Below are 24,895 nucleotides of genomic sequence, written 5' to 3'. Positions count from 1 at the left end.
CCGGGACATCATCCTGCCGTCCCGAGTCCCGAGTCCCGAGTCCCGAGTCCCGAGTCCCGAGTCCCGAGTCCCGAGTCCCGAGTCCCGAGTCCCGAGTCCCGAGTCCCGAGTCCCGAGTCCCGAGTCCCGAGTCCCGAGTCCCGAGTCCCGAGTCCCGCTACTTGCGCGCTTTCAAGAACGCATCGCGAAACCGCAGCATTTCCGCCTCGCTGCCGACGGTGACGCGCACCAGCTTCGGCCAGACCGGCCAGCTGCGGCCGATCATCACCCCCTGCTTGGCCATCGCCGCGGCGAACGCCTTGCCGTCGCGCTTGACGTCGACCATGAAGCAGTTGGCCTGCGACGGCAGGCACGTGTAGCCCTTGCTCTGCAGCCAGGCGATGGTCTCGTTGCGGATGCGCGCGTTGTCCGCGCGCCGCACCGGCACCAGTTGCACGTCGCGCAGGCTGGCGATGCCGGCGGCGACCGCGGTCACTGCCGCCGGGTTCTGGCCGAACGCCGCCAGCTTGGTCAGCAACCCCGGCGAGGCCACCGCCAGGCCCAGGCGCAGCCCGGCCATGCCGTACAGCTTGGAGAAGGTGCGCAGCACCAGCAGGTCCTGGCGCTGGCCGATCAGGTCGATCACCGAGGGCTGATCGCTTTAGTGGATATAGGCCTCGTCGACCAGCAGCACGCTGGACGCCGGCTTGTTGGCCAGCAGCCATTCGATGTCGGCGCGCGCGGTGACCGAGCCGGTGGGGTTGTTCGGATTGCACAGATAGATCAGCCCGGCGTTCGGATCGGCGCTGGCCATCGCCTTGACGTCGTGCGCGCCATCGGCGCGCAGCGGCACCCGCCGCACCGGCGCGCCGTGCGCGGCGGCGACATCGGCCACCGCCTCGAAGGTCGGATCGGCCACCACCACGCCGGCGCGGGCCGAGGTGAACGCACGCGCGGCGCGGTTGAGCGGGTCGCTGGAGCCGGGATACACCGCGACGTGGTCGCTGGGCAGTTGCTGCGCGCCGGCGAACAGGGCGATCAGGTCGTTCTGCAGCTCGAACAGGTAGCGGCCGGCGCGCGGCAGGATCGCCTGCGCCGCATCCAGCGCGGCCGGCGCCGGACCCAGCGGGCATTCGTTGAAATTCAGGTACACCGGACCGGCGGCCGGCGCCACCCCGGGCGCTGCGACGGCCGCCGCCTTGCGCTTTGCCGCCTCCGCGCCGGGCGCCAGGCCCAGTGCACCGACCGCCAGGCCCGAGGTGGCGAGGGAAAGGAAGCAACGGCGCGAAACAGGTAGCGACACGGCACTCTCCAGGCGAAACGTCGTAGCGGGGAAGGCAAAGCTAACGTTATCTTAACGTTTGGGCAAGCTGGGGCCGGGGCCGGGGACCGGGGACCCGAAGAACGGAAGTCGGTAGAGCTTCCGATCGCGACGTTGCGCTTTTCCGGGTCCCCGGTCCCGAAGCCCGCCCCCCCACATTTCCCCTTGCCAGGCACCCAGTTACTATCGCCACCTCTCCTTTACCAAGCTCCGGCCGCATGCCCGCTCCATCCGATCTCCAGCAGCGCGCCGCCGACCTGCGGCAGCGCATCGAAGACGCAAATCATCACTACGAAGTGCTAAATGAGTCTTTGATCACCGATGCCGAGTACGACGCGCTGATGCGCGAGCTGGAGGCACTGGAAGCCGAGCACCCGCAGCTGGCGCGCGACGACTCGCCGACCCGTACGGTCGGCGCGCGGCCCGACGGCGGTTTCCCGGAAGTGCGCCACGCGATCCCGATGCTGTCGCTGGCCAATGCGTTCGAGACGCCGGGCGTGGCCGAGGATGCCGACGACCGCGAACGCTTCGCCGAAGTCGCCGATTTCGAGCGCCGCATCGAGCGCGCGCTGGACCTGGCCGCGCCGGTGTTCTCGGTCGAACCGAAGCTGGACGGCCTGGCGATCAGCCTGCGCTACGAGGACGGCGTGTTCGTGCAGGGCGCCACCCGCGGCGACGGCAGCACCGGCGAGGACGTCACCGCCAACCTGCGCCAGGTGCGCTCGGTGCCGTTGAAGCTGCGCGACCTGGGCACGCCGTTTCCTACGGTGCTCGAGGTGCGCGGCGAGATCTACATGCCGCGCGCCGCCTTCGCCGCCTGGAACGCCCGGGCGCTGGAACGCAACGAGAAACTGCTCGCCAACCCGCGCAACGGCGCCGCCGGTTCGCTGCGCCAGCTCGATCCGGCGGTCACCCGGCGGCGGCCGCTGGCGTTCTTCGCCTATTCGGTCGGCGAGGTGCGTGGCCTGGAACTGCCCGAGACCCATTCGCAGACCCTGGCGCTGCTGCGCCGCTATGGTTTCCCGGTGGCGCCCGAGGCGGCCACGGCAACCGGCTTCGACGGCCTGATCGCGTATTTCCGCCATATCGGCGCCAGGCGCGACACGCTGCCGTACGACATCGACGGCGTGGTCTACAAGCTCGACGACTACGACCAGCAGGCGGCGATGGGCTTCGTCTCGCGCGCGCCGCGCTGGGCGCTGGCGCACAAGTTCCCGGCGCAGGAGCAGTCCACCGTGCTGCGCGCGATCGAAGTGCAGATCGGCCGCACCGGCGCGGTCACGCCCGTGGCGCGGCTGGAGCCGGTGCAGGTCGCCGGCGTCACCGTCACCAACGCGACCTTGCACAACGCCGACCAGATCGCGCGGCTGGACGTGCGCGAAGGCGATACCGTCATCGTGCGCCGCGCCGGCGATGTGATTCCCGAGGTGGTGCGGGTCATCGAAGCGCGCCGTCCCGCCGGCACGTTGCCGTGGACGATGCCGGCCGCGTGTCCGGTGTGCGGTTCGCACATCGTGCGCGAAGAGGACGCGGTGGCCTGGCGCTGCAGCGGCGGGCTGGCCTGCGCAGCGCAGCGCAAGGAGGCCGTGCGCCACTTCGCCTCGCGCCGGGCCATGGACATCGAAGGCCTGGGCGATCGCCAGGTCGATGCCCTGGTCGAATTCGGTTTCGTGGATTCGCTGGCCGATCTGTACGCGCTGAGCGTGCAAGACCTGGTGCGGATGAAGGCGGCGCTGGACGCGGCGACCGCGGCCGATCTGGTGCAGGCCGTGAACGACAGCAAGGGCGCGCTGACGCTCGATGCGCAAGGGCAGGCGCTGCTGGCGCAGGAATCCCCGGACTGGAAGCGCGCCGACTTCCTGCGCGCGCATCTGGCGGTGGATCTGGGCGGCAAGCTGGCGACGAAATGGGCCGAGAACCTGGTCGCCGGCATCGCCGCAAGCCGCAATACTACGTTGCCTCGGTTCCTGTTCGCGCTCGGCATTCCGCACCTGGGCGAGACCACGGCCAAGGCGCTCGCGCACTGGCTGGGATCGCTGCACTTCGTGCGCAGCACGCCGGCGGTGCTGCTGCAGGCGCTGCCCGACATCGGCGGCGAGGTCGCGCGTTCGATCGCCACGTTCTTCGAACAACCCGGCAACGCCGCAGTAGTCGATGCGCTGGTCAAGGCCGGCATCCGCTTCGCCGACGAGGGCGCGCCGCCAGCAGAACTGCGCGAACGCCTCGACCTGGCGCATCTGCTGACCACGCTGCCGGTGGACAAGCTCGGCGGCAAGAGCGCGCAACGGCTGGCCGCGACCTACGGCACGCTCGATGCGCTGCTGCGCGCCAACGAAAGCGGCTGGACCGGCGCCGGGCTGTCGGCGGCCGGCGCGACCAACCTGGCCGCCTATCTGGCCGATGACGCGAACGTGCAGGCCTTGCGCCAGGCCGACGCGGCGATGCGGTGCCTGCTCGACGCGGCGCCGGCGCAGGCCGCGCGCCGCGCCGCGCCGCTGGACGGGCAGACCGTGGTGCTGACCGGGACCTTGCAGCAGCTCAGCCGCGACGCGGCCAAGGCGCGGTTGGAGGCGCTGGGTGCGAAGGTCGCCGGCAGCGTGTCGAAGAAGACCAGCGTCGTCGTCGCAGGCGCCGAGGCCGGTTCCAAGCTGGACAAAGCGCAGGAGCTGGGCGTTGCGGTGTGGGACGAGGCGCAGTTGCTGGCCTTGCTCGGCGAGCACGAGGGGCAGGCATGAACCGCCTGCCTGCATCGCGCTGGTCCGGCGGATCGCCGCGATGAGCCACGCCGTGGACATCGCCGCGCTGCGCCTGCGCGCCGCCCTCAACGCGCGTATCCGCGCCTTCTTCGCCGCGCGCGACGTGCTCGAGGTAGAGACGCCGATGCTGTCGGCGGCCGGCAACACCGAACCCAACATCGACAGTTTCCAGACCCGTTTCAGCGGCCACGTCGATGCCGGCCCGGCGCTGCGCTGGCTGCGCACCTCGCCCGAATATCCGCTGAAACGGCTGCTGGCCGCCGGCGTCGGCGACTGCTACGAACTGGGCCGGGTGTTCCGCAACGGCGAGGCCGGCGGCCGCCACAATCCCGAGTTCACCATGCTCGAGTGGTACCGGGTCGGCTGGAATCATCTGCAACTGGTGGACGAGACCGTGGCGCTGGTGCGCGAGGCGCTGGCGCTGGTCGCGCGCACGGCCACGTTGCACGTGGTCACCTATCGGCAATTGTTCCTGGATATGCTGCGCCTGGATCCGTTGCTGGCGCCGCTGCACGCGCTGCAACAGCCGTTGCGCGACGTGCATATCGACGCGGCGGGGCTGACCCGCGACGACTGGCTCGACTTGCTGATGACCCATCGCCTGCAACCGGCATTCCCGGCCGACCGCATCACCGTGGTCCACGACTGGCCGGCCACGCAGTGCGCGCTGGCGCGCATCCGCGACGAGCACCCGCCCATGGCCGAGCGCTTCGAACTGTACCTGGGCGGCTACGAACTGGCCAACGGTTACCACGAACTCAACGATGCCGCCGAACAGCGCCGCCGCTTCCTGCACGATCACGCGCTGCGCCGCGAGCGCGGCGCGCTGCTGCCGCCGCTGGACGAGCATTTGCTGCAGGCCTTGCCGGCGCTGCCCGATTGCGCCGGCGTCGCCGTCGGCGTGGATCGCCTGCTGATGGCGATGCGCCGCACCGCTTCGATTGGCGATGTGCTCGCCTACGATTTCGCGCGAGCCTGAACCTGCACCGCGTTCGTGTAGCATCTTCTTGCTTTGTCGACATCGATGATGGTTTGATCCAGCCCAGCATGCGCTCGGCGCGACATGTCGATGGTGTCGTCTTCCGTTGTTCAGGTTCTACGCACAGAGGCAGAGCCAAGCATGAAGTGGTCGTATCGGCTCGGTGGCTGGTGGTGGTTGGGATTGGCGGTTTCCGCGTGTCCGGCGAAGGCGCTTGCGCAGGTGCCGGACGGTTACGACGCGGCGGTGGTGCGCTGCGAATCGCGCGATATGAGCTGGGTGCATTGTCCGATGCCGACCGAGCGGGGCGTGGAACTGGTCCGGCAACTGTCCGATAACGACTGCATCCGCGGCAGCGAATGGGGCTCGGACAGCACCGGGGTGTGGGTGACGCTGGGCTGCCGCGCCGAATTCCGTTCCAATCCGCCCGAACCCTCGCGCAACGCGATGCGCCGCGTGTTGCGTTGCGAATCCGACGGCCGGCTCGAAAGCTGCTCGGTGATGCTGCGCGGCGCGCCGGTGCGGCTGATGCGCCAGCTGTCCTCGGTGCCGTGCCGCGAAGAACGCAGCTGGGGCGTGCGCCGCAACGAGATCTGGGTGTCGCGCGGCTGCCGCGGCGAGTTCGAGATCGGCGCCAGCGACGGGTCCGGCTTTCCGGTCGGCGCGCGCCCGGTGCTGTGCGAGTCCAAGGGCCGTTCGCTGCGGCGCTGCGGGGTCAGCGTCCACAACGGCGTGCAGTTGCGCCGGCAGCTGTCCGGCACCGCCTGCGTACAGGACGACAGCTGGGGCTGGGACCGCGACGGCATCTGGGTGGACAAGGGCTGCCGCGCGGAATTCAGCGTCAACTGAGCGCGGTCTGCAGGTCCGGGCGTTCCATGGCGCCGCCGCCGTCGCATTGGCGCATCCGCGCTTTCCCACCGCCGGATGGCTGGTCATCCTCAAGAATCCCGCGCCGTTTACAATAGGCCGATGAACGCCGCCCTCGATATCGATTACGCCCGCTACGACCACATCCGCCCGATCCTGTGGACCGGCGAGGCGCTGGAGCTGCTGGACCAGCGCAAGCTGCCGTTCGTGGTCGAACACCTGCAATGCACCGACAGCGACCAGGTCGCCGATGCGATCCACACCCTGGCGGTGCGCGGTGCGCCGGCGATCGGCATCGCCGCCGGCTGGGGCGTGGTGCTGGCCGCGCGCGCGATCCAGGCCGACGACGGCGCACAGGCGCTGGCCAGGCTGGAACCTGCGCTGCAGCGGCTCAATGCGGCGCGGCCGACCGCGGTCAACCTGGCCTGGGCGCTGATGCGCATGCGCAACACGCTGGCGGCGGCCGGCGCCGACTGGCGCGCGGCGATCGCGCGACAGGCGCAGGCCATCGCCGAGCAAGACCTGGCCGCCAACCGCCACATGGGCGCGCTCGGCGCGGCCCTGATCGCGCCCGGCAGCGGCGTGCTGACTCACTGCAATACCGGCTCGTTGGCCACCGCCGGCTTCGGCACCGCGCTGGGCGTGATCCGCGCCGGCATGGCCCAGGGCCGCATCGCCAAGGTGTTCGCCGGCGAGACCCGGCCGTGGCTGCAGGGCGCGCGGCTGACCGTGTGGGAACTGCAGCAGGACGGCATCGACGCGACCCTGATCGCCGATTCGGCCGCCGCGCACCTGATGAAGACCGGGGCGGTGCAGTGGGTGATCGTCGGCGCCGACCGCATCTGCGCCAATGGCGACACCGCCAACAAGATCGGCACCTACCAGCTGGCGATCGCCGCGCGCCACCACGGGGTCAGGTTCATGGTGGTGGCGCCGTGGTCCACGGTGGACATGGACACCGACGACGGCGCGCAGATCGAGATCGAGCAGCGCGACCCGGGCGAGCTGTTCGGGGTGGGCGGGGTGCGCACCGTGGCCGAGGGCATCGCTGCATGGAACCCGGTGTTCGACGTGACCCCGGCCGCGTTGATCGATGCCATCGTCACCGAGCGCGGGGTGATCGAGCGGCCGGATCCCGAGCGCATGCGCGCCCGCGCCGCGTTCGGCGGCTGAGCCGCGGCAACCGCGCCGAACGCCCAGCACGGCCCCGCAAATTCACGCAAGTGCTTGTTCGGGCCGGCAAAAACCGGGCATTCGCACGCCTGTCATGATAGAATCCGGCGGTTCGATCGACCGCTGCGCGCCGTAGATTTTCGGTGCCGGCAGGCCCGCTTGCCGCGGGCCGGCGTCCTGGTCGATTAGCCACCAGACTTACGGAACCCGAATGGCAGAATCCGCCAAGGAAATCATCCAGGTCAACCTGGAAGACGAGATGCGCAAGAGCTACCTCGATTACGCGATGAGCGTGATCGTGGGGCGTGCCCTCCCGGATGCGCGCGACGGCCTCAAGCCAGTGCATCGCCGCGTGTTGTTCGCGATGAACGAGCTGGGCGCGCACAGCAACAAGCCCTATTACAAGTCGGCGCGTATCGTCGGCGACGTCATCGGCAAGTACCACCCGCATGGCGACCAGTCGGTGTACGACACCCTGGTGCGCATGGCGCAGCCGTTCTCGCTGCGCTATCTGCTGGTGGACGGGCAGGGCAACTTCGGCTCGGTCGACGGCGACTCCGCGGCGGCGATGCGCTACACCGAGGCGCGCATGTCGCGGCTCACCCACGAGCTGATGGCCGACATCGACAAGGAAACCGTCGATTTCCAGCCCAACTACGACGAGAAGGAACTGGAGCCGACGGTCATGCCGACCCGGTTCCCGAACCTGCTGGTCAACGGTTCGGCCGGCATCGCGGTGGGCATGGCGACCAACATCCCGCCGCACAACCTGACCGAGACGATCAACGCCTGCATCGCGCTGATCGACAATCCGCAGATCGATGTCGACGGGCTGATGGAATACATCCCCGGCCCGGATTTCCCCACCGCTGGCATCGTCAACGGCACCAGCGGCATCGTCGCCGGCTACCGCACCGGCCGCGGCCGCGTGCGCATGCGCGCCAAGGCCGAGATCGAGATCCAGGACAACGGCCGCGAAGCGATCGTGGTCAACGAGATCCCGTACCAGGTCAACAAGGCGCGGCTGATCGAGAAGATCGCCGAGCTGGTCAAGGAAAAGAAGCTCGAAGGCATCAGCGAACTGCGCGACGAGTCCGACAAGGACGGCATGCGCATCTACATCGAGATCAAGCGCGGCGAAGCCGCCGATGTGGTGCTGAACAACCTGTACCAGCAGACCCAGATGGAGTCGGTGTTCGGCATCAACATGGTGGCGCTGGTCGATGGCCGCCCGCAGCTGATGAACCTCAAGCAGATGCTGGAGGCGTTCGTCCGCCACCGCCGCGAAGTGGTCACCCGCCGCACCATCTTCGAGCTGCGCAAGGCGCGCGCGCGCGCGCACATCCTCGAAGGCCTGACCGTCGCGCTCGCCAACATCGACGAGATGATCGAGCTGATCAAGACCTCGGCCAACCCGACCGAAGCGCGCGAGCGCATGCTGGCCAAGCGCTGGGACGCGGGCCTGGTCGGCGCGCTGCTCGGCGCCGCCGGCGCCGATGCCTCGCAGCCGGAAGACCTGCCGGCCGGGGTCGGCCTGCTCGCCGACGGCTACCAGCTGACCGAAGTGCAGGCCACGCAGATCCTGGAAATGCGCCTGCACCGCCTGACCGGGCTGGAGCAGGAGCGCCTGACCGAGGAATACAAGCAACTGCTGGACGCGATCGCCGGACTGATCCGGATCCTGGAAAACCCCGACGTGCTGCTGCAGCTGATCCGCGAGGAACTGCTCAGCATCCGCGAGGAATACGGCGATGCGCGCCGCACCGAGATCCGCCACAGCGAGGAAGACCTCGACATCCTCGACCTGATCGCGCCGGAAGACGTGGTGGTGACGCTGTCGCATGCCGGCTACGCCAAGCGCCAGCCGGTCAGCGCCTACCGTGCGCAGCGCCGCGGCGGCCGCGGCCGCAGTGCGGCGGCGACCAAGGAAGAGGATTTCATCGACCAGCTGTGGCTGGTCAACACCCACGACACGCTGCTGACCTTCACCAGCAGCGGCAAGGTGTTCTGGCTGCCGGTGTACCAGCTGCCGGAGGCCGGCCCGAATGCGCGCGGCCGCCCGATCATCAACTGGATCCCGCTGGAGAACGGCGAGCGCGTGCAGGCGGTGCTGCCGGTGCGCGAGTACGCCGACGGCCGCTACGTGTTCTTCGCCACCCGCAACGGCATGGTCAAGAAGACCCCGCTCAGCGAGTTCGCGTTCCAGCTCAAGCGCGGCAAGGTCGCGATCAACCTCGACGAGGGCGACGCCCTGGTCGGCGTGGCGCTGACCGATGGCGAGCGCGACGTGCTGCTGTTCGCGTCCAACGGCAAGACCGTGCGTTTCTCGGAACGGCCCAAGGACGATGAAGCCGAGGACGGCGCCATCGACGAGGGGGCGGGCGAGGACAACGGCGACGACGACGTGGTGCTGGCCGAGGCGGTCGAAGACGGCGACGACGCGCGCAGCCCGCGCCGCAAGAGCCGTGGCGGGGTCAAGCCGACCGGCCGCAGCAGCCGCGGCGTACGCGGCATCCGTCTGGCCAGGAGCGAGTACGTGGTCAGCCTGATCGTGGCCGAGCCGGCCGAGGGCCAGGACGAGGATGCCGAGGACGTGGAGTCGGCGCTGGAGGTGGACGCCGACGCCGATGCCGAGGGCGTGGTGCGCAACGGCGACGAGCCCGATGCCTACATCCTCACCGCCACCGAGAACGGCTACGGCAAGCGCACCCCGCTGGCCGAGTACCCGCGCAAGGGCCGCGGCACGCAGGGCGTGATCGGCATCCAGACCAGCGGGCGCAACGGCAAGCTGGTCGGCGCGGTGCTGCTGAGCACCAAGGACGAGGTGCTGTTGATCTCCGATGGCGGCACCCTGGTCCGCACCCGCGCCTCGGAGATCTCCCGCGTCGGCCGCAACACCCAGGGCGTGACCCTGATCCGCCTGTCCAAGGGCGAGAAGTTGCAGGCGGTGGAGCGTCTGGACGGGTCGCTGGTCGAGGAAGATCCGGCCGAGTCGATCGTGGGCGAAGATGGCAGCGTCGAGGCCGTCAGCGAGTTGCCGCCGGAAAGCTGATCGCGCGAGCGAGAGCGGTAGACGACGCCGGCGCAATGCCGGCGTCGTCGTTTCCGGCGCGGAGAGGGCGCACCACTATCGCTGATGCAATGCAGACACACCCGCTTTAGCTCCTGTCCCGCCGGGACCTGATTAGCGCTGTGTCTCAGCTGGTGATGCTGCCTTGGTTTAGAAATGCAGGTTCTTCAGTGAGATACGGCGATGACGCTCAATCGGATCCAGTTCCAAAAGGGGCTTTCGATTCCGGCTTTTCTGAGCCGCTACGGCTCCGAGGCGCAATGTGTCGAGGCCTTGGTTCAGGCCAGGTGGCCCAATGGCTTCGTGTGTCCGCAGTGCGGACACACGCATGCCAGTGGCTTTGAGCGGGGACGCCAGCACCTGTGGCAGTGCGCGCGCTGCCGGGTACAGACCAGCTTGACCGCCGGCACGCCCATGGCAGACACCAAGCTTCCCTTGCGGGTGTGGTGGCTGGCCATCTATCTGGTGAGCCAAGCCAAGAACGGAATTGCTGCGCTGGAACTGGCTCGGCAACTGGGCGTGTGCTATCGCACTGCATGGCGGATCAAGCACAAAGTGATGTCGGCGATGGCCGATCGTGAGCAGTCACGCCGGCTCGACGGAGAGGTCCAGATCGATGATGCCTATCTGGGCGGCGAACGCGCCGGTGGTCCAGGCCAACCGCAGTGGCGCAATAAAGTGCCGTTTATTGCAGCGGTTTCCCTGCATCAAGGGCGCCCGCGCTATCTCCGCCTGGATGTGGTCTCCAGCTTCCGAAGAAGCGTCGTGCACACGTGGGCTCAGCAGGCACTGGCACCGGGCACCCATGTCGTCAGTGATGGGCTGACAGCGTTCACCGGTGTGGGCTGGGCAGGCCTGACCCACGATGCCATCGTGACCGGAAGCGGCCGCAAAGGCGTCCAGCAGCCTCGTCTGCGTTGGGTCAATACGATCCTGGGCAATCTCAAAACGGCGCTTAGCGGCACCCACCATGCGGTGGACTTCCCCAAATACGGCGCGCGCTACCTGCATGCGCATGCCTACCGCTTCAATCGCCGCTTCAACCTGGCCGCCATGGTGCCGCGCCTGGCCAGTGCCCTGGCCGGCGCGGGAAGGCTCACAGAGCAGCAACTGCGTACGACAGCTGAGACACAGCGCTAATCAGGCCGCCGGGAGAGGGATTGGGGTGAGGGTCCGGCGCGCAGCGTCTCGCGGAGTTTGGGTGCACGAGGCTGCGCCCGCACCCTCATCCGGCCCTGCGGGCCAAAGCGGGCCATGGTCCCGGTGAGACAAGGGGAAGGCACATGCATTGCCCTGCGGCCGGCTACTCCAACTGCTCGCGCGCGAACGCCGCGTCCAGCGCTTCCATCGCGTCGCGTGGCTTGAGCCTGGCCGCTTTTTCGAATGCGCCGGCGGCGGCGTCCTCGCGCTTGTCGCCGTGCAGCAGCAACAGCACGTTGGCGTACTCGACATGCGCGATCGGCGCATCCGGGGTCAGCTTCAGCGCCTGCTGGATGTGCTGTTCGGCGGTCGCGGCCTTGGCGCCGTAGGTCAGCCCGCCGATCATCGCGCCGACCTTGCCGATGATCTCGGCGTGGTACAGCGCCAGCGCCATGTGCGCCTCGGCGTGCTTGGGTTCCAGCTCCAGCGCGGTCTCCAGCGATTGCCGCACCTTGCCGGCGATGCCTTGCTTGAGCGCCTTGACGATGCTCAGGCCCTGGCTGTAACGGCCCAGCGCGAAGGCGTGGCGGTAATGGCTGTTGGCCTCGTCCGGCAGTGCGGCGATCGCCGCCTCGGCCAGCGTCGCGGCCTGCTGCAGGCGCTGCAGTTTTTGCGTGTCGTCCTCGACCAGGTAGCTGGCGTGGATGCCCAGCGCCTTGACCGCGACCGACGCGCCGAACACGCCCAGCGCCTGTCCGGCGCCGTAGGCCTGCTGGAACTGGCCCTGGTGGAAGGCGCGCCAGGCCTCGATCAATGCGGCCGACAGCGTGTCCGCAGCGTGACCCTTTCCAGCCTTGCCCGCTGCGGCGAGCATGGCCTGCGCGCGCGCCAGATCGGGGTAAGGCTCGCGGTCGCCGGCGTGCAGCTTGGGCCAGGCTTTCTTCAATGCCTCGCCCGGATAGGCGTAAGCCTTGGCGTCGTATGGAAACGGCGCCCATGCGGTCGGTGTCGCTGCCATGCCTGGCCTCCCTGGAGTTCGCAGCGAGCATGGCGCCGCCATGGCCGCCTGGCAAGCGTCGCTGCAGATAGTGTGTTTGCTCAAGCCGCTGCCGCCAGCATGCGTCGCATCGGTGCCGCTGCCGGCATCCAAGGAGACCCGCAATGGCGACCAAGAAGCGTTCCACTTCCGCACCCAGGCCCGAAACCCTGGCGCCGCGGCACCTGTGGCTGGCCGGCCTGGGCCTGCTGTCGCTGACCCGCAAGCGCGCGCAGGCGGCCGCGGCCGATGCCGCCAGCGGCGCGAACACGTTGAAGGCGCTGGTGGCGCAGTTGGCCGACGACGCCGAAAGCAGCGTGCGCGAAGGCGCTGCGGCGCTGCGCGGCCAGGTGCAACCGTTGAGCGCCGAGGTCGAGGCGCGGCTGCAGCCGGTGTTGGTCAAGCTCGGCCTGCAGCCCCCCAAGCCGCGCGCCACGCCGCGCAAGCGTCCGGCGGCGACCAAGCCCGCCAAGCGCGCGACCAAGAAGACCGCTGCGCCGCGCCGCGCGGCGAAGCGCAGCGCACGCTCGCAGTGACAGCGAACGGCACTGTCGCCGGATGTGGGAGCGCTTCGGGTGCGGGCACCGCGATCGGAGTGCCGTGTCCTGGATGCTGTCGCGGCTGAAGCCGCTCCTACACGGCCTGCGGATTGCCTGCTGGGTGCACTGTAGGAGCTTCAGCCGCGACAACGTCCAAAGCCGGAAGGCCCGCCGCTGCGCTCGTCGCGGCATCAGCGTCGCCACGGCAGATCGCCGGGATCGCGTCCAGCCAGGGGCGCAGCCGTTCGATGTCCAGGGTCGGGTCAGCGCGTGCAGCCCCGCCGGCTCAGTCCAGATAGGCCTGCATCAGCGTGGCCAGGTGCGCGCGTTCGGCCTCGCGCAGGAACGGGCTGATCAGCCGCATCACCTGCACGATGCCGTGGCGGATCGCCAGTTGCTCGTCCTTCTCGCCGCGCGCGGCGGCGTAGTTGAGCCAGAACGTGGCCACCACCAGCACATTGGTGGCGATGCCGCCCAGTTCCTGCGCGGTGGCGCGCATCGCGCCGGCCTGCGCCAGGCCCTGGAACACCGCCTGGGTGCTGTCGTCGGCGCGGCGCAGGATGCGCGCGAAGCGCAGGCGCAGGCGCCGGCTGCGGCTGAGGATCTCGATCAGGTCGCGGTACAGGAAGCGGTAGTCCCAGATGCACTCGAACACCAGGTGCAGTTGCAGCCAGATGTCCTCCAGCCCGGGCAGGCGCGCGCTCGGCAACTCCAGCGCCGCGTCCATGCGCTCCTCGTAGCGCGCGAACAGGTGCTCGATGATGTCGTCCTTGTTGCGGAAGTGGTAGTACAAATTGCCGGGGCTGATCTCCAGCTCGTCGGCGATATGGTTGGTGGTGACGTGCGGCTCGCCCTGCGCGTTGAACATCGCCAGCGCGGTGTCGAGGATGCGCTGTCGGGTATCGCGCGCCATCAGGCCAGCAGCTTCTTCACCAGGTCCACGTACTTCTTCTGCGCCTCGGCCTGCGGCATGCCCTTGAGCTTGGCCCAGGCCTCGTATTTGGCGGTGCCGACGAAATCGAAGAAGCCGGGCTTGGCGCCGGCGACATCGCCTTCGGCGCCCTGTTTGTACAGCGCGTACAGGCGCAGCAAGGTGTCGTTGTCGGGACGGTCCTCGCGCTGCCTGATGTCCTTGGCCGCTTTCTCGAAGGCCGCCTTGATGTCGCCATGCTGCTGCTCCCGCCCTGATCGGGACGCATCACAGCACGCGCGACCGGCCCGGTCAACGCTGCGGCATGCTGGCCCTGCCTGTGGCGTTGCTGCGTGCGTAGGCAGCGCGCGGGCCTGGGTCAGGCCAGGGATACCGCGTGCGCAGGCTCGCCGGCCTGCGTCTGCGCCTGCCTGGCCAGCGAGGCCTTGGCCGCGATCGAGCGGATGGCGTCGGTCACATCGGCGAGCGGGACGTGGCTGCTCAAGCGCTGGAACGTGTCGCGGCTGTTGTAGCCGGAGCCGTCCTTCAGGTACTGCTCGTACATCGACAGCAGTTCGGTGCAGGCGGCGGTCAGGGTATCCACGTTGCCCCTGCCCAAGGCGTGGCCGATCTGGTCCAGGCTGTGCAGGCAGTCGGACAGCCAGTGCAGGTCGTAGCGCGCGCTGCTCGACTCCGGTGCGTTGTGGCCGCGGCTGTAGGCGCTGTAGCGGCGGATGCTCCTGGCCACCCGCGCCACGTGGGCGAGCAGCGTGCCGATCTCTGCGGAAATGTCCAGGCGCTCCATCACCAGGATCGGCACCGGTGGCCGCTCCTCGGCTTCCTGCGCCGCGTGCGGTTCCTGCGTCTCTTCCAGTGTCTGCGCTTCCAGTGTCTGCCGCAGGCTGGCATAGGCCTGCTGCAGCGTCTCCAATTCGCGCGCGCTGGCCGCCGCCCGCGCCTTCAGCTGCGACAGCGCGGCCTGATAGCGCTCAATGGTGTCCTGCGCGCTGGCCTGTTCCTGTTGCTCGCGGCGCAGACGGTCGAAAAACACCCATGCTAGAACCGAGGCGGTGAGCGCCCAGAGTGCGATGGCAGGAACCAAGTAGATCAGGACGCCCATGAAGGCTCCTTGAAATGTTGCCTTTGTTTTCGGCGCTGCGCCGGCGAACTTGAGCGCGACGCTGGCGATGCGTGACGGCGGTCGTATTGCGTGTGCGTCGGCTTGCGCGCCGCCGCGTTGGCGCTGGCTCGGATGCAGTCGATTCGCCCGCGCGGCAACGGCGCAGATCGGGTCCGCGACGGACGCTGTGCCGGCCGCCCGTCATGATTGGCCGCTTGCGCCAGACAGCGGCCTCAGCCCAGGAGGCCCGGCAGATCCAGTCCCTTTTCCCTGGCGCAGTCGATCGCGATGGGGTAGCCGGCGTCGGCATGCCGCATCACGCCGCTGGCCGGGTCGTTCCACAGCACGCGGGCGATGCGCTTGGCCGCGGCCTCGCTGCCGTCGCAGACGATGACCATGCCGGCATGCTGGGAGAAGCCCATGCCGACGCCGCCGCCGTGGTGCAGCGAGACCCAGGTGGCGCCGCTGGCGGTGTTGAGCAGGGCGTTGAGCAGCGGCCAGTCGGACACGGCGTCGGAGCCGTCGGCCATCGCTTCGGTCTCGCGGTTGGGCGAGGCGACGCTGCCCGAATCCAGATGGTCGCGGCCGATCACCACCGGCGCCTTCAGCTCGCCGCTGGCCACCATCGCGTTGAACGCCAGACCGAGCCGGTCGCGATCGCCCAGGCCGACCCAGCAGATGCGCGCCGGCAGGCCCTGGAACTTGATCTTCTCGGCGGCCATGTCCAGCCAGCGGTGCAGGTGCGGGTTGTCCGGGATCAGCTCCTTGACCTTGGCATCGGTCCTGGCGATGTCTTCCGGATCGCCGCTCAGCGCCGCCCAGCGGAACGGGCCGATGCCGCGGCAGAACAGCGGACGGATGTAGGCGGGTACGAAGCCGGGGAAGTCGAAGGCATTCTCGACGCCTTCTTCAAGCGCCATCTGTCGCAGGTTGTTGCCGTAGTCCACGGTCGGCACGCCCAGCGCATGGAAGGCGAGCATGGCGCGGATATGGTTGGCCATCGCATCGCGCGCGGCGGCTTCCACCTCCTTCGGCGCGCTCGCGCGCTTTGCGTCCCACTGCTCGACGCTCCAGCCCTGCGGCAGGTAGCCGTTGACGGGGTCGTGCGCGGAGGTCTGGTCGGTCAGCAGGTCCGGCTTGACCCCACGCACCAGCAGTTCGTCCAGCACGTCGGCGACGTTGCCGAGCAGGCCGACCGACAGCGGCTTCTTCGCCGTGCACGATTCCTCGATCAGGCGCAGCGCCTCGTCCAGGTCATCGGTCCAGGTGTCCAGATAGCCGGTGCGCAGGCGCATCTCGATGCTGCTCTTGCGGCATTCCACCGCCAGGCACGAAGCGCCGGCCATCACCGCGGCCAGCGGCTGCGCGCCGCCCATGCCGCCCAGCCCGCCGGTGAACAACCACTTGCCGGCCAGGCTGCCGTTGTAGTGCTGGCGGCCCATCTCCACGAAGGTCTCGTAGGTGCCTTGCACGATGCCCTGCGCGCCGATGTAGATCCAGCTGCCGGCGGTCATCTGCCCGTACATCGCCAGGCCTTTTTTATCCAGCTCGTTGAAGTGGTCCCAGGTGGCCCAGCGCGGCACCAGGTTGGAATTGGCGATCAGCACGCGCGGCGCATCGGCGTGGGTGCGGAACACGCCGACCGGCTTGCCGGACTGCACCAGCAGGGTCTGGTCGTCGTCCAGGCGCCTGAGCGCGGCCACAATCGCGTCGAAGGATTCCCAGTCGCGTGCGGCGCGGCCGATGCCGCCGTACACCACCAGTTCCTGCGGGCGCTCGGCCACGTCCGGATCCAGGTTGTTCATCAGCATGCGCAGCGGCGCTTCGGTCAGCCAGCTCTTGCAGCTGAGCGTGCTGCCGGTGGGCGCGTGGATGCGGCGGGTGGGGTCGAGACGGGTCATGCGGCGCTCCGGGAGTGGGCGAATTCAAGGCAGGACGCGAGCACCTGCTGCAGCGTGCGGCGCAGCGGTGCGGCGTGGTCGGGGTCCAGCGGCGTGGGCCAGCTGCGCTCGTCCACGCACGCGGGTTCGTGCATGTAGCCGCGGCAGGCCAGTTCCATCTGCAGCGTGTGCACGCCGCCGGGGATGTCGCTGTAGTGGCGGGTGATGTAGCCGCCCTTGAAGCGGCCATTGCGCACATGGCGCATGCCGCTCGCCGCGCACACGGTCTCGACCGCGTCGGTGAGCGCGTTGTCGCAACTGCTGTCTGGCGCACCGGACGGACCAGCGCTGCCGATGTTGAACTGCGGCAGCTCGCCCGCGAACAGGTGCGGGATGTGCGAGCGGATCGAGTGCGCGTCGTACACCACCACGGTGCCGTGGAGCGCGCGCAGGCGGGCGATCTGCGCGGCGAGTGCGGCGTGGTAGGGCGCGAACCAGGTGTCGCGGCGGCGGGCGATCTCCGCCGTATCCGGGCCATGCCCGTCGCGGTACAGCGGCTGGTTATCGAAGGTGGTCAGCGGGCACAGGCCGGTGGTGTTCTGGCCCGGGTACAGCGAGGCGCCGCTCGGGTCGCGGTTGAGATCGATCACCGAGCGCGACACCGACGAACGCAGCGTGGTGGCGCCCATGTCGCGGGCGAACGCGTACAGCTCATGCACCCACCAGTCGGCATCGCGGCGCGCCAGCCACGGCGAGACGAAGCGCTCGGCCAGCGCTTCCGGAAGGTCGGTGCCGGTGTGCGGAAAGCTGACGATCAGTGGCGCATCGCCGCGGTGCAGGGTGAGCCAGTTGGGGAGAGACGTCATGCAGAGCCTCGCTTTTTTGTAGGAGCGGCTTCAGCCGCGACCTGAGCTATCCGGTAACGCCCGGTCGCGGCTGAAGCCGCTCCTACAGGTCATGATCCGGACGTTGCATCGGGGAGGGACACGTCGACAGCCGCGGCCAGCGCGCCAGCGCGCACCAGTGCCGTGGCGGCCAGCATATCCGGATGGAAATAGCGGTCGTCCTGCAGTGCCGGCACCTGCGCGCGCAGCAGCGCGCGTGCCGCTTCCAATGCGGCGCTGGAGGTCAGCGGCGCGTGGAAGTCGCAGCCCTGTGCGGCGGCCAACAGTTCGATGCCGACCACGTTGGCCGCGTTCGCGGCCATCGCCAGCAGCCGTCGCGCGCTGTGCGCGGCCATCGATACGTGGTCTTCCTGATTGGCCGAGGTCGGGATCGAATCGACGCTGGCCGGGTAGGCGCGCTGCTTGTTCTCCGACACCAGCGCCGCGGCGGTGACCTGCGGGATCATGAAACCGGAATTGAGCCCCGGCTTCGGAGTCAGGAACGCCGGCAGCCCGGACAGCGCCGGATCCACCAGCATGGCCACGCGGCGTTCGCTGATCGAGCCGATCTCGCAGATCGCCAGCGCCAGCATGTCGGCGGCGAAGGCCACCGGCTCGGCGTGGAAGTTGCCGCCGGACAGCGCCTCGCCGGTGTCGCTGAACACCAGCGGATTGTCGGACACGCCGTTGGCCTCGATCGCCAGCGTGGTCGCGGCCTGACGCATCACGTCCAGCGCCGCGCCCATCACCTGCGGCTGGCAGCGCAGGCAGTACGGATCCTGCACGCGCACGTCGTTGTCGCGGTGCGAGTCGCGGATCGCCGAGCCGTGCATCAACGCGCGCAGCGCCGCGGCGGTGGCGATCTGCCCGTGCTGGCCGCGCAGCGCGTGGATGCGCGGATCGAACGGGGTGTCCGAGCCCTTCGCCGCCTCGGTGGATAGCGCGCCGGCGACCAGCGCGGCATGGAACACGCGCTCGATCTCGAACAGCCCGGCCAGCGCGTAGGCGGTGGAGAACTGGGTGCCGTTGAGCAGCGCCAGGCCTTCCTTCGCGCCCAGCGCCAGCGGCTGCAGCCCGGCCTGCGCCAGCGCCTGCGCGGCCGGCATGCGCTCGCCGCCGACGAAGGCCTCGCCGACGCCGATCATCACCGTGGCCAGATGCGCCAGCGGCGCCAGGTCGCCGGAGGCGCCGACCGAGCCCTGGCACGGCACCACCGGGATCACGTCGTGCTGCAGCAGCGCGTCCAGCAGCGCCAGTGTGGCCGGTCGCACGCCGGACGCGCCCTGCGCCAGGCTGGCCAGCTTCAGCGCCAGCATCAGCCGCACTACCGGCACCGGCATCGGCTCGCCGACCCCGGCCGCGTGCGACAGCACGATATTGCGCTGCAAGGTGTCCAGGTCCTCGCGCTCGATGCGCAGGCTGGCCAGCTTGCCGAAGCCGGTGTTGATGCCGTACACCGGCGCGCCCCTGGCGACGATCGCCTCCACCGTCTGCGCGCTGCGCAGCACCGCCTCGGCGCAGCCGGGATCCAGGCGCACGCCGGCGCCGCGATACACGGCGCGCCACTGCGCCAGGCTCACCGCGCCCGGGCGCAGCACGATCTCGTTGCTCATTGTCCCCTCCAGATGCGCGCATGCAGCGGGTTGAAGCCCATGCGGTAGACCAGTTCGGCCGGTTCTTCGATGTCCCAGATCGCCAGGTCGCAGTGCAGCCCGGCGCGCAGCCGGCCGACCTGTTCATGACGACCCAGTGCGCGCGCCGCCTCGCGGGTGAAGCCGGCGAGGCATTCGGCCACGCTCATGCGGAACAGCGTCGCCGCCAGGTTCATCGCCAGCAGCGGGCTGGTCAGCGGCGAGGTGCCGGGGTTGCAGTCGGTGGCCAGCGCGCGCGGCACGCCGGCGGCGCGCAGCGCGGCGATCGGCGGCAGCTGCGTGTCGCGGGTGAAGTAGAACGCGCCCGGCAGCAGCACCGCCACGGTGCCGGCGGCCGCCATCGCGGCGATGCCGGCGTCGTCCAGGTACTCGACGTGGTCGGCCGAGCGCGCACCGTAGCGTGCCGCCAGCGCCGCGCCGCCCTGGTTGGACAACTGCTCGGCATGGATCTTCAGCGCCAGGCCATGCCGCTGCGCGGCCTGGAACACCTGCTCGGTCTGCGCGAGGGTGAAGGCAAGGTGCTCGCAGAACACGTCCACCGCCTCGGCCAGGCCTTGCGCGGCGACTTCGGGAATCATTCGTTCGCAGACCTCGTCGATGTAGGCCTGCGCGTCGGCGCCCGGCGGCACCGCGTGCGCGCCGAGGAAGGTGGGCGACACCGCGACCGGGCGCAGTTCGCCCAGGCGCCGCGCCACGCGCAGCATGCGCAGTTCGTCGTCCAGGGTCAGTCCGTAGCCCGACTTGATCTCCACCGTGGTCACGCCTTCGGCCAGCAGCGCATCCAGCCGCGGCAGGCTGGCGGCGAGCAGCGCGGCCTCGTCGGCGGCGCGGGTGGCGCGCACGGTGGCGACGATGCCGCCGCCGGCGCGGGCGATGTCGGCATAGCTGGCGCCGAGCAGGCGCTGTTCGAACTCGCCGGCGCGGTTGCCGGCGTAGACCAGGTGAGTATGGCAGTCGATCAGGCCCGGGCCGATCCAGCGCCCGCCGCAATCGACGCTGCGCTGCGCGGCCAGCGGTGCCGGCAGCGCCGCAGCCGCGCCGGCATAGACGATGCGGCCATCGCGGCAGGCGACCACGCCGTCGCGGACCAGGCCCAGGCCGCCGTCCTCGGCGTCCAGGGTCATCAGGTGGGCGTTGTGCCAGAGCGTGTCGCAGGGCATGGTCACGGGCGGGCTCGTCGGTTATTTTGTATATACAATATTGTGGTCGATGGAGGGTGTCCAGTGCAGACTCTGGCGCAGCAACAGGCGGATGGAAACGAGGGGACGAGCGCTGTCTGGTGCGCGCACGCGCTGCTGCCGGACGGCTGGGCGCGCGACGTGCGGATCGAGGTCCGCGGCGGGCGCATCGCCGCGCTGCAGTCCGGCGTGGCTGCGATGTCCGGCGACCAGGCGCTGGCGATCGCCGTGCCCGGGCTGGGCAACCTGCACAGCCACGCGTTCCAGCGCGGCATGGCCGGGTTGACCGAAGTCGGCGGCCGCAGCGGCGACAGTTTCTGGAGCTGGCGCGAGCTGATGTACCGCTTCCTGCAGCGGCTGGACCCGGACAGCATGCAGGCCATCGCCGAACAGGCCTACGTGGAGATGCTCGAGGCCGGCTTCACCCGGGTCGGCGAATTCCATTACCTGCACCATGCCGCCAACGGCCGTCCGTATGCCGACCGCGCGGAGATGGCGCAGCGCCTGGCCGCCGCCGCGCACACCAGCGGCATCGGCCTGACCCTGCTGCCGGTGTTCTACGCGCATGCCGATTTCGGCGGCGCCGCACCGAACCCGGCGCAGCAGCGCCTGATCCACGACGTGGACGGCTACGCCGCACTGCTCGACGGCAGCCGGCGCGCGTTGCGCGGCCTCGACGATGCTGTGCTGGGCATCGCCCCGCATAGCCTGCGCGCGGTGACCCCGGACGAATTGACCGCGCTGCTGCCGCTGTGCGACGGCCCGGTGCACATCCACATCGCCGAGCAGACCCGCGAGGTCGAGGCCTGCCTGGCCTCGAGCGGGCAACGGCCGGTGCAGTGGCTGCTGGCGCATGCGCCGGTGGACGCGCGCTGGTGCCTGGTCCACGCCACCCACGTCGATGCCGCCGAAGTGCAGGCGATCGCCGCCAGCGGCGCGGTGGTCGGCCTGTGCCCGATCACCGAGGCCAATCTCGGCGACGGGTTGTTCCCGATGCGCGCATTCGTCGCTGCCGGCGGGCGTTTCGGCGTCGGCTCCGATTCCAATGTGCTGATCGATGCGGCCGAGGAATTGCGCCTGCTCGAATACGGCCAGCGCCTGCAGCTGCGCGGGCGCAATGTGCTCGCCGGCGACGCCGCGCAATCCAGCGGCGGTTTCCTGTTCCGGTCCGCCGCGCACGGCGCGGCGCAGGCGCTGGGCGTGGTGCAGGGCCTGCAGGTGGGCGCGCCGGCCGATCTGGTCGAACTGGATCCGGCGCATCCGGCGCTGTGCGCGCGCAACGGCGATGCCTGGCTGGATAGCTGGATCTTCGCCGCGCGGCGCGGCGCGGTGCGCTCGGTCTGGCGCAACGGCCGCGCGCTGGTGCGCGACGGGCGCCATCATCGCCGCGAGGCGGTCGCCGCGGCCTATGCGCGAGCGCTGACCGCGCTGTTGCACGCATGACCCGTCTGCGCCATGCCGCCGCGCGGGAGCGCCGATGAGCCAGGCCCGGCCCGCGGCGACGTTCAACCAGCGCATCCGCCGCGACATCGAAGGGCATATCCGCAGCGGCGAATGGCCGCCCGGCCATCGCATTCCCTCCGAGCACGCGCTGATGGCGCAGTACGCTTGCTCGCGGATGACGGTCAACAAGGTGCTGGCGATGCTGGCCGACGCCGGCATGATCGAGCGCCGCCGCCGCGCCGGCTCGTTCGTGGCGCGGCCGCATCCGCACATGGAGCAGGTGGCGCTGGAGATCCCCGACATTCCGGTCGAGGTCGCCGCGCGCGGCCATGCCTACCGCTTCGAATTGCTCGAGCGGCGCCAGCGCGCGCCGCACGCCGCGCTGGCACAGGAGGCCGAGGTCGCCGCCGCCGGCACGCTGCTGTCGCTGCACTGCCTGCACTTCGCCGACGGGCGCCCGTTCGCCTTGGAGGAGCGGGTGATCAATCCGGTGGCGGTGCCGGAGGCGCTGCAGATGGATTTTGCGGTCGTCGTGCCCGGCAGCTGGCTGCTGCAGCACGTGCCGTGGACCCGCGCCGAGCATCGCATCAGTGCGGTCGGCGCCACCCCCGCGCAGGCGGCGCGGTTGCAGGTGGCGGCCGGCACCGCCTGCCTGCTGATCGACCGGCAGACCTGGCGCGGCGAGCAGGCCGTGACCTTCGTGCGCCAAGTGTTCCTCGGCGACACTTACGACCTGGTCGCGCGCTTCTCGCCAGGGGTGCGTTGAGCGCCACGCGGCAGGCGAAAACCGCCGTGTCGCGTGCCGCCGATGCTGCGCTGCCGCACGCTGCGCGCACGCGTCGTACCCTGGCGTGCGTTTGTCCTGCCTGCCGCACTCTGGCAAGTTAGCGCCCAGGACGGGGCGAGGGGCCGCGGCCGCAGCGCAAGGAATGGTTCGGCATGACGTATTTCGTTACGGGCGCCACCGGTTTCATCGGCCGTTATCTGATGGCCAACCTGATGCGGCGCAAAGGCCTCATCCACGTCCTGGTGCGCAAGGAGTCGCAACGCAAGTTCGATGCGCTGGTGCGCGAGCAGGGCTGGGACGGCAAGCGCCTGGTGGTGCTGCATGGCGACGTCGGCGCCGACTGTTGCGGCCTGGACGAGGCGCAACGCAAGGCGCTACACGGCAAGGTCAGGCATTTCTTCCATCTGGCCGCGTTGTACGACCTCACCGCCAAGGCCGAGGCGCAGCGCGTGGCCAATCTCGACGGCACCCGCAACGCGCTGGAACTGGCCGCGCAGATCGGTGCCGGCATCTTCCACCACACCAGCTCGATCGCGGTGGCCGGGATGTACCCGGGCATCTTTCGCGAGGACATGTTCGAAGAAGCCGAAGGCCTGGACGATCCCTACCTGCGCACCAAGCACGATGCCGAGGCGCTGGTGCGCGCGGAAACCCGGATCAAATGGCGCATCTACCGCCCCGGCATGGTGGTCGGCCATTCGCGCACCGGCGCGATCGACAAGATCGACGGGCCGTACTACTTCTTCCCGCTGATCAAGAAGCTGCGCCAGCTGCTGCCGCCGTGGGCGCCGATGCTCGGCATCGAAGGCGGGCGCATCAACCTGGTGCCGGTGGATTTCGTCGCCGATGCGATGGACCACATCGCGCACAAGCCCAAGCTCGACGGCCACACTTTCCACCTCACCGATCCGGAGCCGCTGCGCGTGGGCGAGGTGCTCAATGTGTTCTGCCGCGCCGGCCACGCGCCGGAGATGACCTTGCGGGTGGACGCGCGGATGTTCGCGTTCGTGCCGGCGGGGATCCGCGCCGCGGTCGGCGGGCTGCCGCCGATCCGGCGTTTCACCGGCATGCTGCTGCGCGATTTCCGCATCCCGCGCGAGGTGCTGAAGTTCATCACCTATCCCACCCGCTTCGACAGCCGCGAGACCGAGCGCGCGCTGAAGGGCAGCGGCATCGCCGTGCCGCGGCTGGAAGACTACGCTTGGCGCCTGTGGGACCACTGGGAACGGCACCTGGATCCGGACCTGTTCGTGGACCGCACGCTGAAGGGCAAGGTGCGCGGCAAGGTGGTGCTGATCACCGGCGGTTCCTCGGGCATCGGCCTGGCCACCGCGCAGCGCGTGGCCGAAGCCGGCGCTACCACCGTCATCGTCGCCCGCGGCGAGCAGGAGCTGTTCGCCGCACGCGATGCGATGAACGCCAGGGGCGGCAAGGTGTTCGCCTACACCGCCGACCTGTCCGACCTGGCCGGCTGCGATGCGCTGCTCAAGACCGTGCTCGAAGCGCACGGCCATGTCGATGTGCTGATCAACAACGCCGGCCGCTCGATCCGCCGCTCGATCGAACTCAGCTACGACCGCTTTCACGATTTCGAGCGCACCATGCAGCTGAACTACTTCGGCAGCCTGCGCCTGATCATGGGCGTGCTGCCGGGCATGACCGGGCGGCGCAAGGGCCACATCATCAACGTCAGCTCGATCGGCGTGCTGGCCAACTCGCCGCGTTTCTCCGCCTACGTGGCGTCGAAGGCGGCGCTGGACGCATGGAGCCGCTGCGCGCAGGGCGAACTGTCGGGCAAGGGCATCAGCTTCACCACGGTCAACATGCCGCTGGTGAAGACGCCGATGATCGCGCCGACCAAGATGTACGACAGCGTGCCGACACTGAGCGTTGAAGAAGCCGCCGACCTGATGGTCAAGGCGATCATCGAGCGCCCGAGCCGGGTGGCGACGCGGCTGGGCATCTTCGCCGCACTGGTCAACGCGGTAGCGCCGAAGGCCTACGAGGTGGTGATGAACACCGCCTTCGAATTGTTTCCGGATTCGGCCGCGGCCAAGGGCGACCGCAAGGCGCTACGCGAAGCCAAGCCCAGCCAGGAGCAGATCGCGTTCGCGGCGTTGATGCGGGGGGTGCATTGGTGAGGCCGGGACGCGGGACTCGGGACTCGTAAAAGCGACAGCG

The 24,895-nt window shown here is 69.5% G+C and carries 18 protein-coding genes and 2 pseudogenes; 10 read left to right on the top strand and 10 right to left on the bottom strand.

The window, feature by feature from the left end:
• Window positions 1-157 precede the first annotated feature (157 nt).
• Window positions 158-1,282, bottom strand: a pseudogene (locus tag KHF85_RS11160) (pyridoxal phosphate-dependent aminotransferase).
• Window positions 1,283-1,518: 236 nt separating this feature from the next.
• Here KHF85_RS11160 and ligA point away from each other — a divergent pair.
• From ligA to KHF85_RS11130, 6 genes are all read left to right on the top strand, one after another.
• Window positions 1,519-4,035 (top strand): NAD-dependent DNA ligase LigA, encoded by a 2,517-nt coding sequence (gene ligA / locus KHF85_RS11155; RefSeq protein WP_284566738.1) that lies wholly within the window; start codon window positions 1,519-1,521, stop codon window positions 4,033-4,035.
• A gap of 40 nt (window positions 4,036-4,075) precedes the next feature.
• On the top strand, window positions 4,076-5,035 hold the full coding sequence (epmA, locus tag KHF85_RS11150; protein ID WP_237651714.1) for an EF-P lysine aminoacylase EpmA: 960 nt from the start codon (window positions 4,076-4,078) through the stop codon (window positions 5,033-5,035).
• A 141-nt stretch (window positions 5,036-5,176) separates the two neighbouring features.
• Window positions 5,177-5,884, top strand: a complete 708-nt coding sequence (locus KHF85_RS11145; protein WP_053840634.1) for a DUF3011 domain-containing protein — start codon at window positions 5,177-5,179, stop codon at window positions 5,882-5,884.
• A gap of 120 nt (window positions 5,885-6,004) precedes the next feature.
• A complete protein-coding gene (gene mtnA / locus KHF85_RS11140; RefSeq protein WP_284566737.1) occupies window positions 6,005-7,075 on the top strand; it encodes an S-methyl-5-thioribose-1-phosphate isomerase in 1,071 nt (356 codons plus the stop codon).
• A 211-nt stretch (window positions 7,076-7,286) separates the two neighbouring features.
• On the top strand, window positions 7,287-10,127 hold the full coding sequence (gene gyrA, locus KHF85_RS11135; RefSeq protein ID WP_284566736.1) for a DNA gyrase subunit A: 2,841 nt from the start codon (window positions 7,287-7,289) through the stop codon (window positions 10,125-10,127).
• Window positions 10,128-10,328: 201 nt separating this feature from the next.
• Window positions 10,329-11,285, top strand: a complete 957-nt coding sequence (locus tag KHF85_RS11130; protein WP_284566649.1) for an IS1595 family transposase — start codon at window positions 10,329-10,331, stop codon at window positions 11,283-11,285.
• Window positions 11,286-11,448: 163 nt separating this feature from the next.
• On the opposite strand, the gene KHF85_RS11125 is transcribed toward KHF85_RS11130, so the two are convergent.
• Window positions 11,449-12,303, bottom strand: coding sequence for a tetratricopeptide repeat protein (locus tag KHF85_RS11125; protein WP_284566735.1), 855 nt, complete (start codon window positions 12,301-12,303; stop codon window positions 11,449-11,451).
• A 143-nt stretch (window positions 12,304-12,446) separates the two neighbouring features.
• Here KHF85_RS11125 and KHF85_RS11120 point away from each other — a divergent pair, with 143 nt between their 5' ends.
• Window positions 12,447-12,857, top strand: a complete 411-nt coding sequence (locus tag KHF85_RS11120; RefSeq protein WP_284566734.1) for a hypothetical protein — start codon at window positions 12,447-12,449, stop codon at window positions 12,855-12,857.
• 160 nt (window positions 12,858-13,017) lie between these two features.
• Here KHF85_RS11120 and KHF85_RS20655 read toward each other — a convergent pair.
• The 8 genes and pseudogenes from KHF85_RS20655 to hutI form a co-directional block, all read right to left on the bottom strand.
• Window positions 13,018-13,122 (bottom strand): annotated as a pseudogene (locus KHF85_RS20655) (DUF3037 domain-containing protein); the annotation flags it as partial.
• A gap of 24 nt (window positions 13,123-13,146) precedes the next feature.
• Window positions 13,147-13,773 carry a TetR/AcrR family transcriptional regulator gene (locus KHF85_RS11115; protein WP_284566733.1) on the bottom strand — a complete coding sequence of 209 codons (627 nt, stop codon included), beginning with the start codon at window positions 13,771-13,773 and terminating at the stop codon, window positions 13,147-13,149.
• Window positions 13,773-14,021, bottom strand: coding sequence for an acyl-CoA-binding protein (locus KHF85_RS11110; RefSeq protein WP_345782184.1), 249 nt, complete (start codon window positions 14,019-14,021; stop codon window positions 13,773-13,775). Before KHF85_RS11110 ends, KHF85_RS11115 begins: the two co-directional genes overlap by 1 nt.
• A gap of 128 nt (window positions 14,022-14,149) precedes the next feature.
• Entirely contained in the window at window positions 14,150-14,890 is a 741-nt protein-coding gene (locus KHF85_RS11105; protein ID WP_284566732.1) for a hypothetical protein, read from the bottom strand.
• A 233-nt stretch (window positions 14,891-15,123) separates the two neighbouring features.
• Window positions 15,124-16,791 carry a urocanate hydratase gene (gene hutU, locus KHF85_RS11100; protein ID WP_284566731.1) on the bottom strand — a complete coding sequence of 556 codons (1,668 nt, stop codon included), beginning with the start codon at window positions 16,789-16,791 and terminating at the stop codon, window positions 15,124-15,126.
• A complete protein-coding gene (hutG, locus tag KHF85_RS11095) occupies window positions 16,788-17,636 on the bottom strand; it encodes an N-formylglutamate deformylase (RefSeq protein ID WP_284566730.1) in 849 nt (282 codons plus the stop codon). Before hutG ends, hutU begins: the two co-directional genes overlap by 4 nt.
• A gap of 89 nt (window positions 17,637-17,725) precedes the next feature.
• Complete coding sequence (gene hutH, locus KHF85_RS11090; protein WP_284566729.1) at window positions 17,726-19,267, bottom strand: histidine ammonia-lyase; 1,542 nt, start codon at window positions 19,265-19,267, stop codon at window positions 17,726-17,728.
• Entirely contained in the window at window positions 19,264-20,466 is a 1,203-nt protein-coding gene (gene hutI, locus KHF85_RS11085) for an imidazolonepropionase (protein ID WP_284569529.1), read from the bottom strand. Before hutI ends, hutH begins: the two co-directional genes overlap by 4 nt.
• Before the next feature lie 63 nt (window positions 20,467-20,529).
• Between hutI and KHF85_RS11080 the strand changes: the two genes are divergently transcribed.
• From KHF85_RS11080 to KHF85_RS11070, 3 genes are all read left to right on the top strand, one after another.
• The gene (locus KHF85_RS11080) at window positions 20,530-21,927 is read left to right on the top strand and encodes a formimidoylglutamate deiminase (RefSeq protein ID WP_284566728.1); all 1,398 of its coding nucleotides are present in this window, start codon (window positions 20,530-20,532) and stop codon (window positions 21,925-21,927) included.
• 34 nt (window positions 21,928-21,961) lie between these two features.
• Window positions 21,962-22,693 (top strand): histidine utilization repressor, encoded by a 732-nt coding sequence (gene hutC / locus KHF85_RS11075; protein WP_284566727.1) that lies wholly within the window; start codon window positions 21,962-21,964, stop codon window positions 22,691-22,693.
• A 173-nt stretch (window positions 22,694-22,866) separates the two neighbouring features.
• Complete coding sequence (locus KHF85_RS11070) at window positions 22,867-24,855, top strand: SDR family oxidoreductase (protein ID WP_284566726.1); 1,989 nt, start codon at window positions 22,867-22,869, stop codon at window positions 24,853-24,855.
• The last annotated feature ends 40 nt before the right edge of the window (window positions 24,856-24,895 follow it).

The organism is Xanthomonas graminis pv. graminis, assembly GCF_030168915.1.
Taxonomy (GTDB): domain Bacteria; phylum Pseudomonadota; class Gammaproteobacteria; order Xanthomonadales; family Xanthomonadaceae; genus Xanthomonas_A; species Xanthomonas_A translucens.
The sequence above is the reverse complement of the archived record's forward strand: the minus strand, read 5'-3'. Positions and strand labels throughout refer to the sequence as shown.

Bases quoted from the DNA above. Each gene is read 5' to 3' on its own strand.
- KHF85_RS11125 (WP_284566735.1), bottom strand. From the start codon at position 12,303: ATGGCAGCGACACCGACCGCATGGGCGCCGTTTCCATACGACGCCAAG.
- KHF85_RS11070 (WP_284566726.1), top strand. From the start codon at position 22,867: ATGACGTATTTCGTTACGGGCGCCACCGGTTTCATCGGCCGTTATCTG.
- gyrA (WP_284566736.1), top strand. From the start codon at position 7,287: ATGGCAGAATCCGCCAAGGAAATCATCCAGGTCAACCTGGAAGACGAG.
- hutC (WP_284566727.1), top strand. From the start codon at position 21,962: ATGAGCCAGGCCCGGCCCGCGGCGACGTTCAACCAGCGCATCCGCCGC.
- KHF85_RS11130 (WP_284566649.1), top strand. From the start codon at position 10,329: ATGACGCTCAATCGGATCCAGTTCCAAAAGGGGCTTTCGATTCCGGCT.
- mtnA (WP_284566737.1), top strand. From the start codon at position 6,005: ATGAACGCCGCCCTCGATATCGATTACGCCCGCTACGACCACATCCGC.
- epmA (WP_237651714.1), top strand. From the start codon at position 4,076: ATGAGCCACGCCGTGGACATCGCCGCGCTGCGCCTGCGCGCCGCCCTC.
- hutG (WP_284566730.1), bottom strand. From the start codon at position 17,636: ATGACGTCTCTCCCCAACTGGCTCACCCTGCACCGCGGCGATGCGCCA.
- ligA (WP_284566738.1), top strand. From the start codon at position 1,519: ATGCCCGCTCCATCCGATCTCCAGCAGCGCGCCGCCGACCTGCGGCAG.
- hutI (WP_284569529.1), bottom strand. From the start codon at position 20,466: ATGCCCTGCGACACGCTCTGGCACAACGCCCACCTGATGACCCTGGAC.
- KHF85_RS11105 (WP_284566732.1), bottom strand. From the start codon at position 14,890: ATGGGCGTCCTGATCTACTTGGTTCCTGCCATCGCACTCTGGGCGCTC.
- KHF85_RS11115 (WP_284566733.1), bottom strand. From the start codon at position 13,773: ATGGCGCGCGATACCCGACAGCGCATCCTCGACACCGCGCTGGCGATG.
- KHF85_RS11145 (WP_053840634.1), top strand. From the start codon at position 5,177: ATGAAGTGGTCGTATCGGCTCGGTGGCTGGTGGTGGTTGGGATTGGCG.
- hutH (WP_284566729.1), bottom strand. From the start codon at position 19,267: ATGAGCAACGAGATCGTGCTGCGCCCGGGCGCGGTGAGCCTGGCGCAG.
- KHF85_RS11120 (WP_284566734.1), top strand. From the start codon at position 12,447: ATGGCGACCAAGAAGCGTTCCACTTCCGCACCCAGGCCCGAAACCCTG.
- hutU (WP_284566731.1), bottom strand. From the start codon at position 16,791: ATGACCCGTCTCGACCCCACCCGCCGCATCCACGCGCCCACCGGCAGC.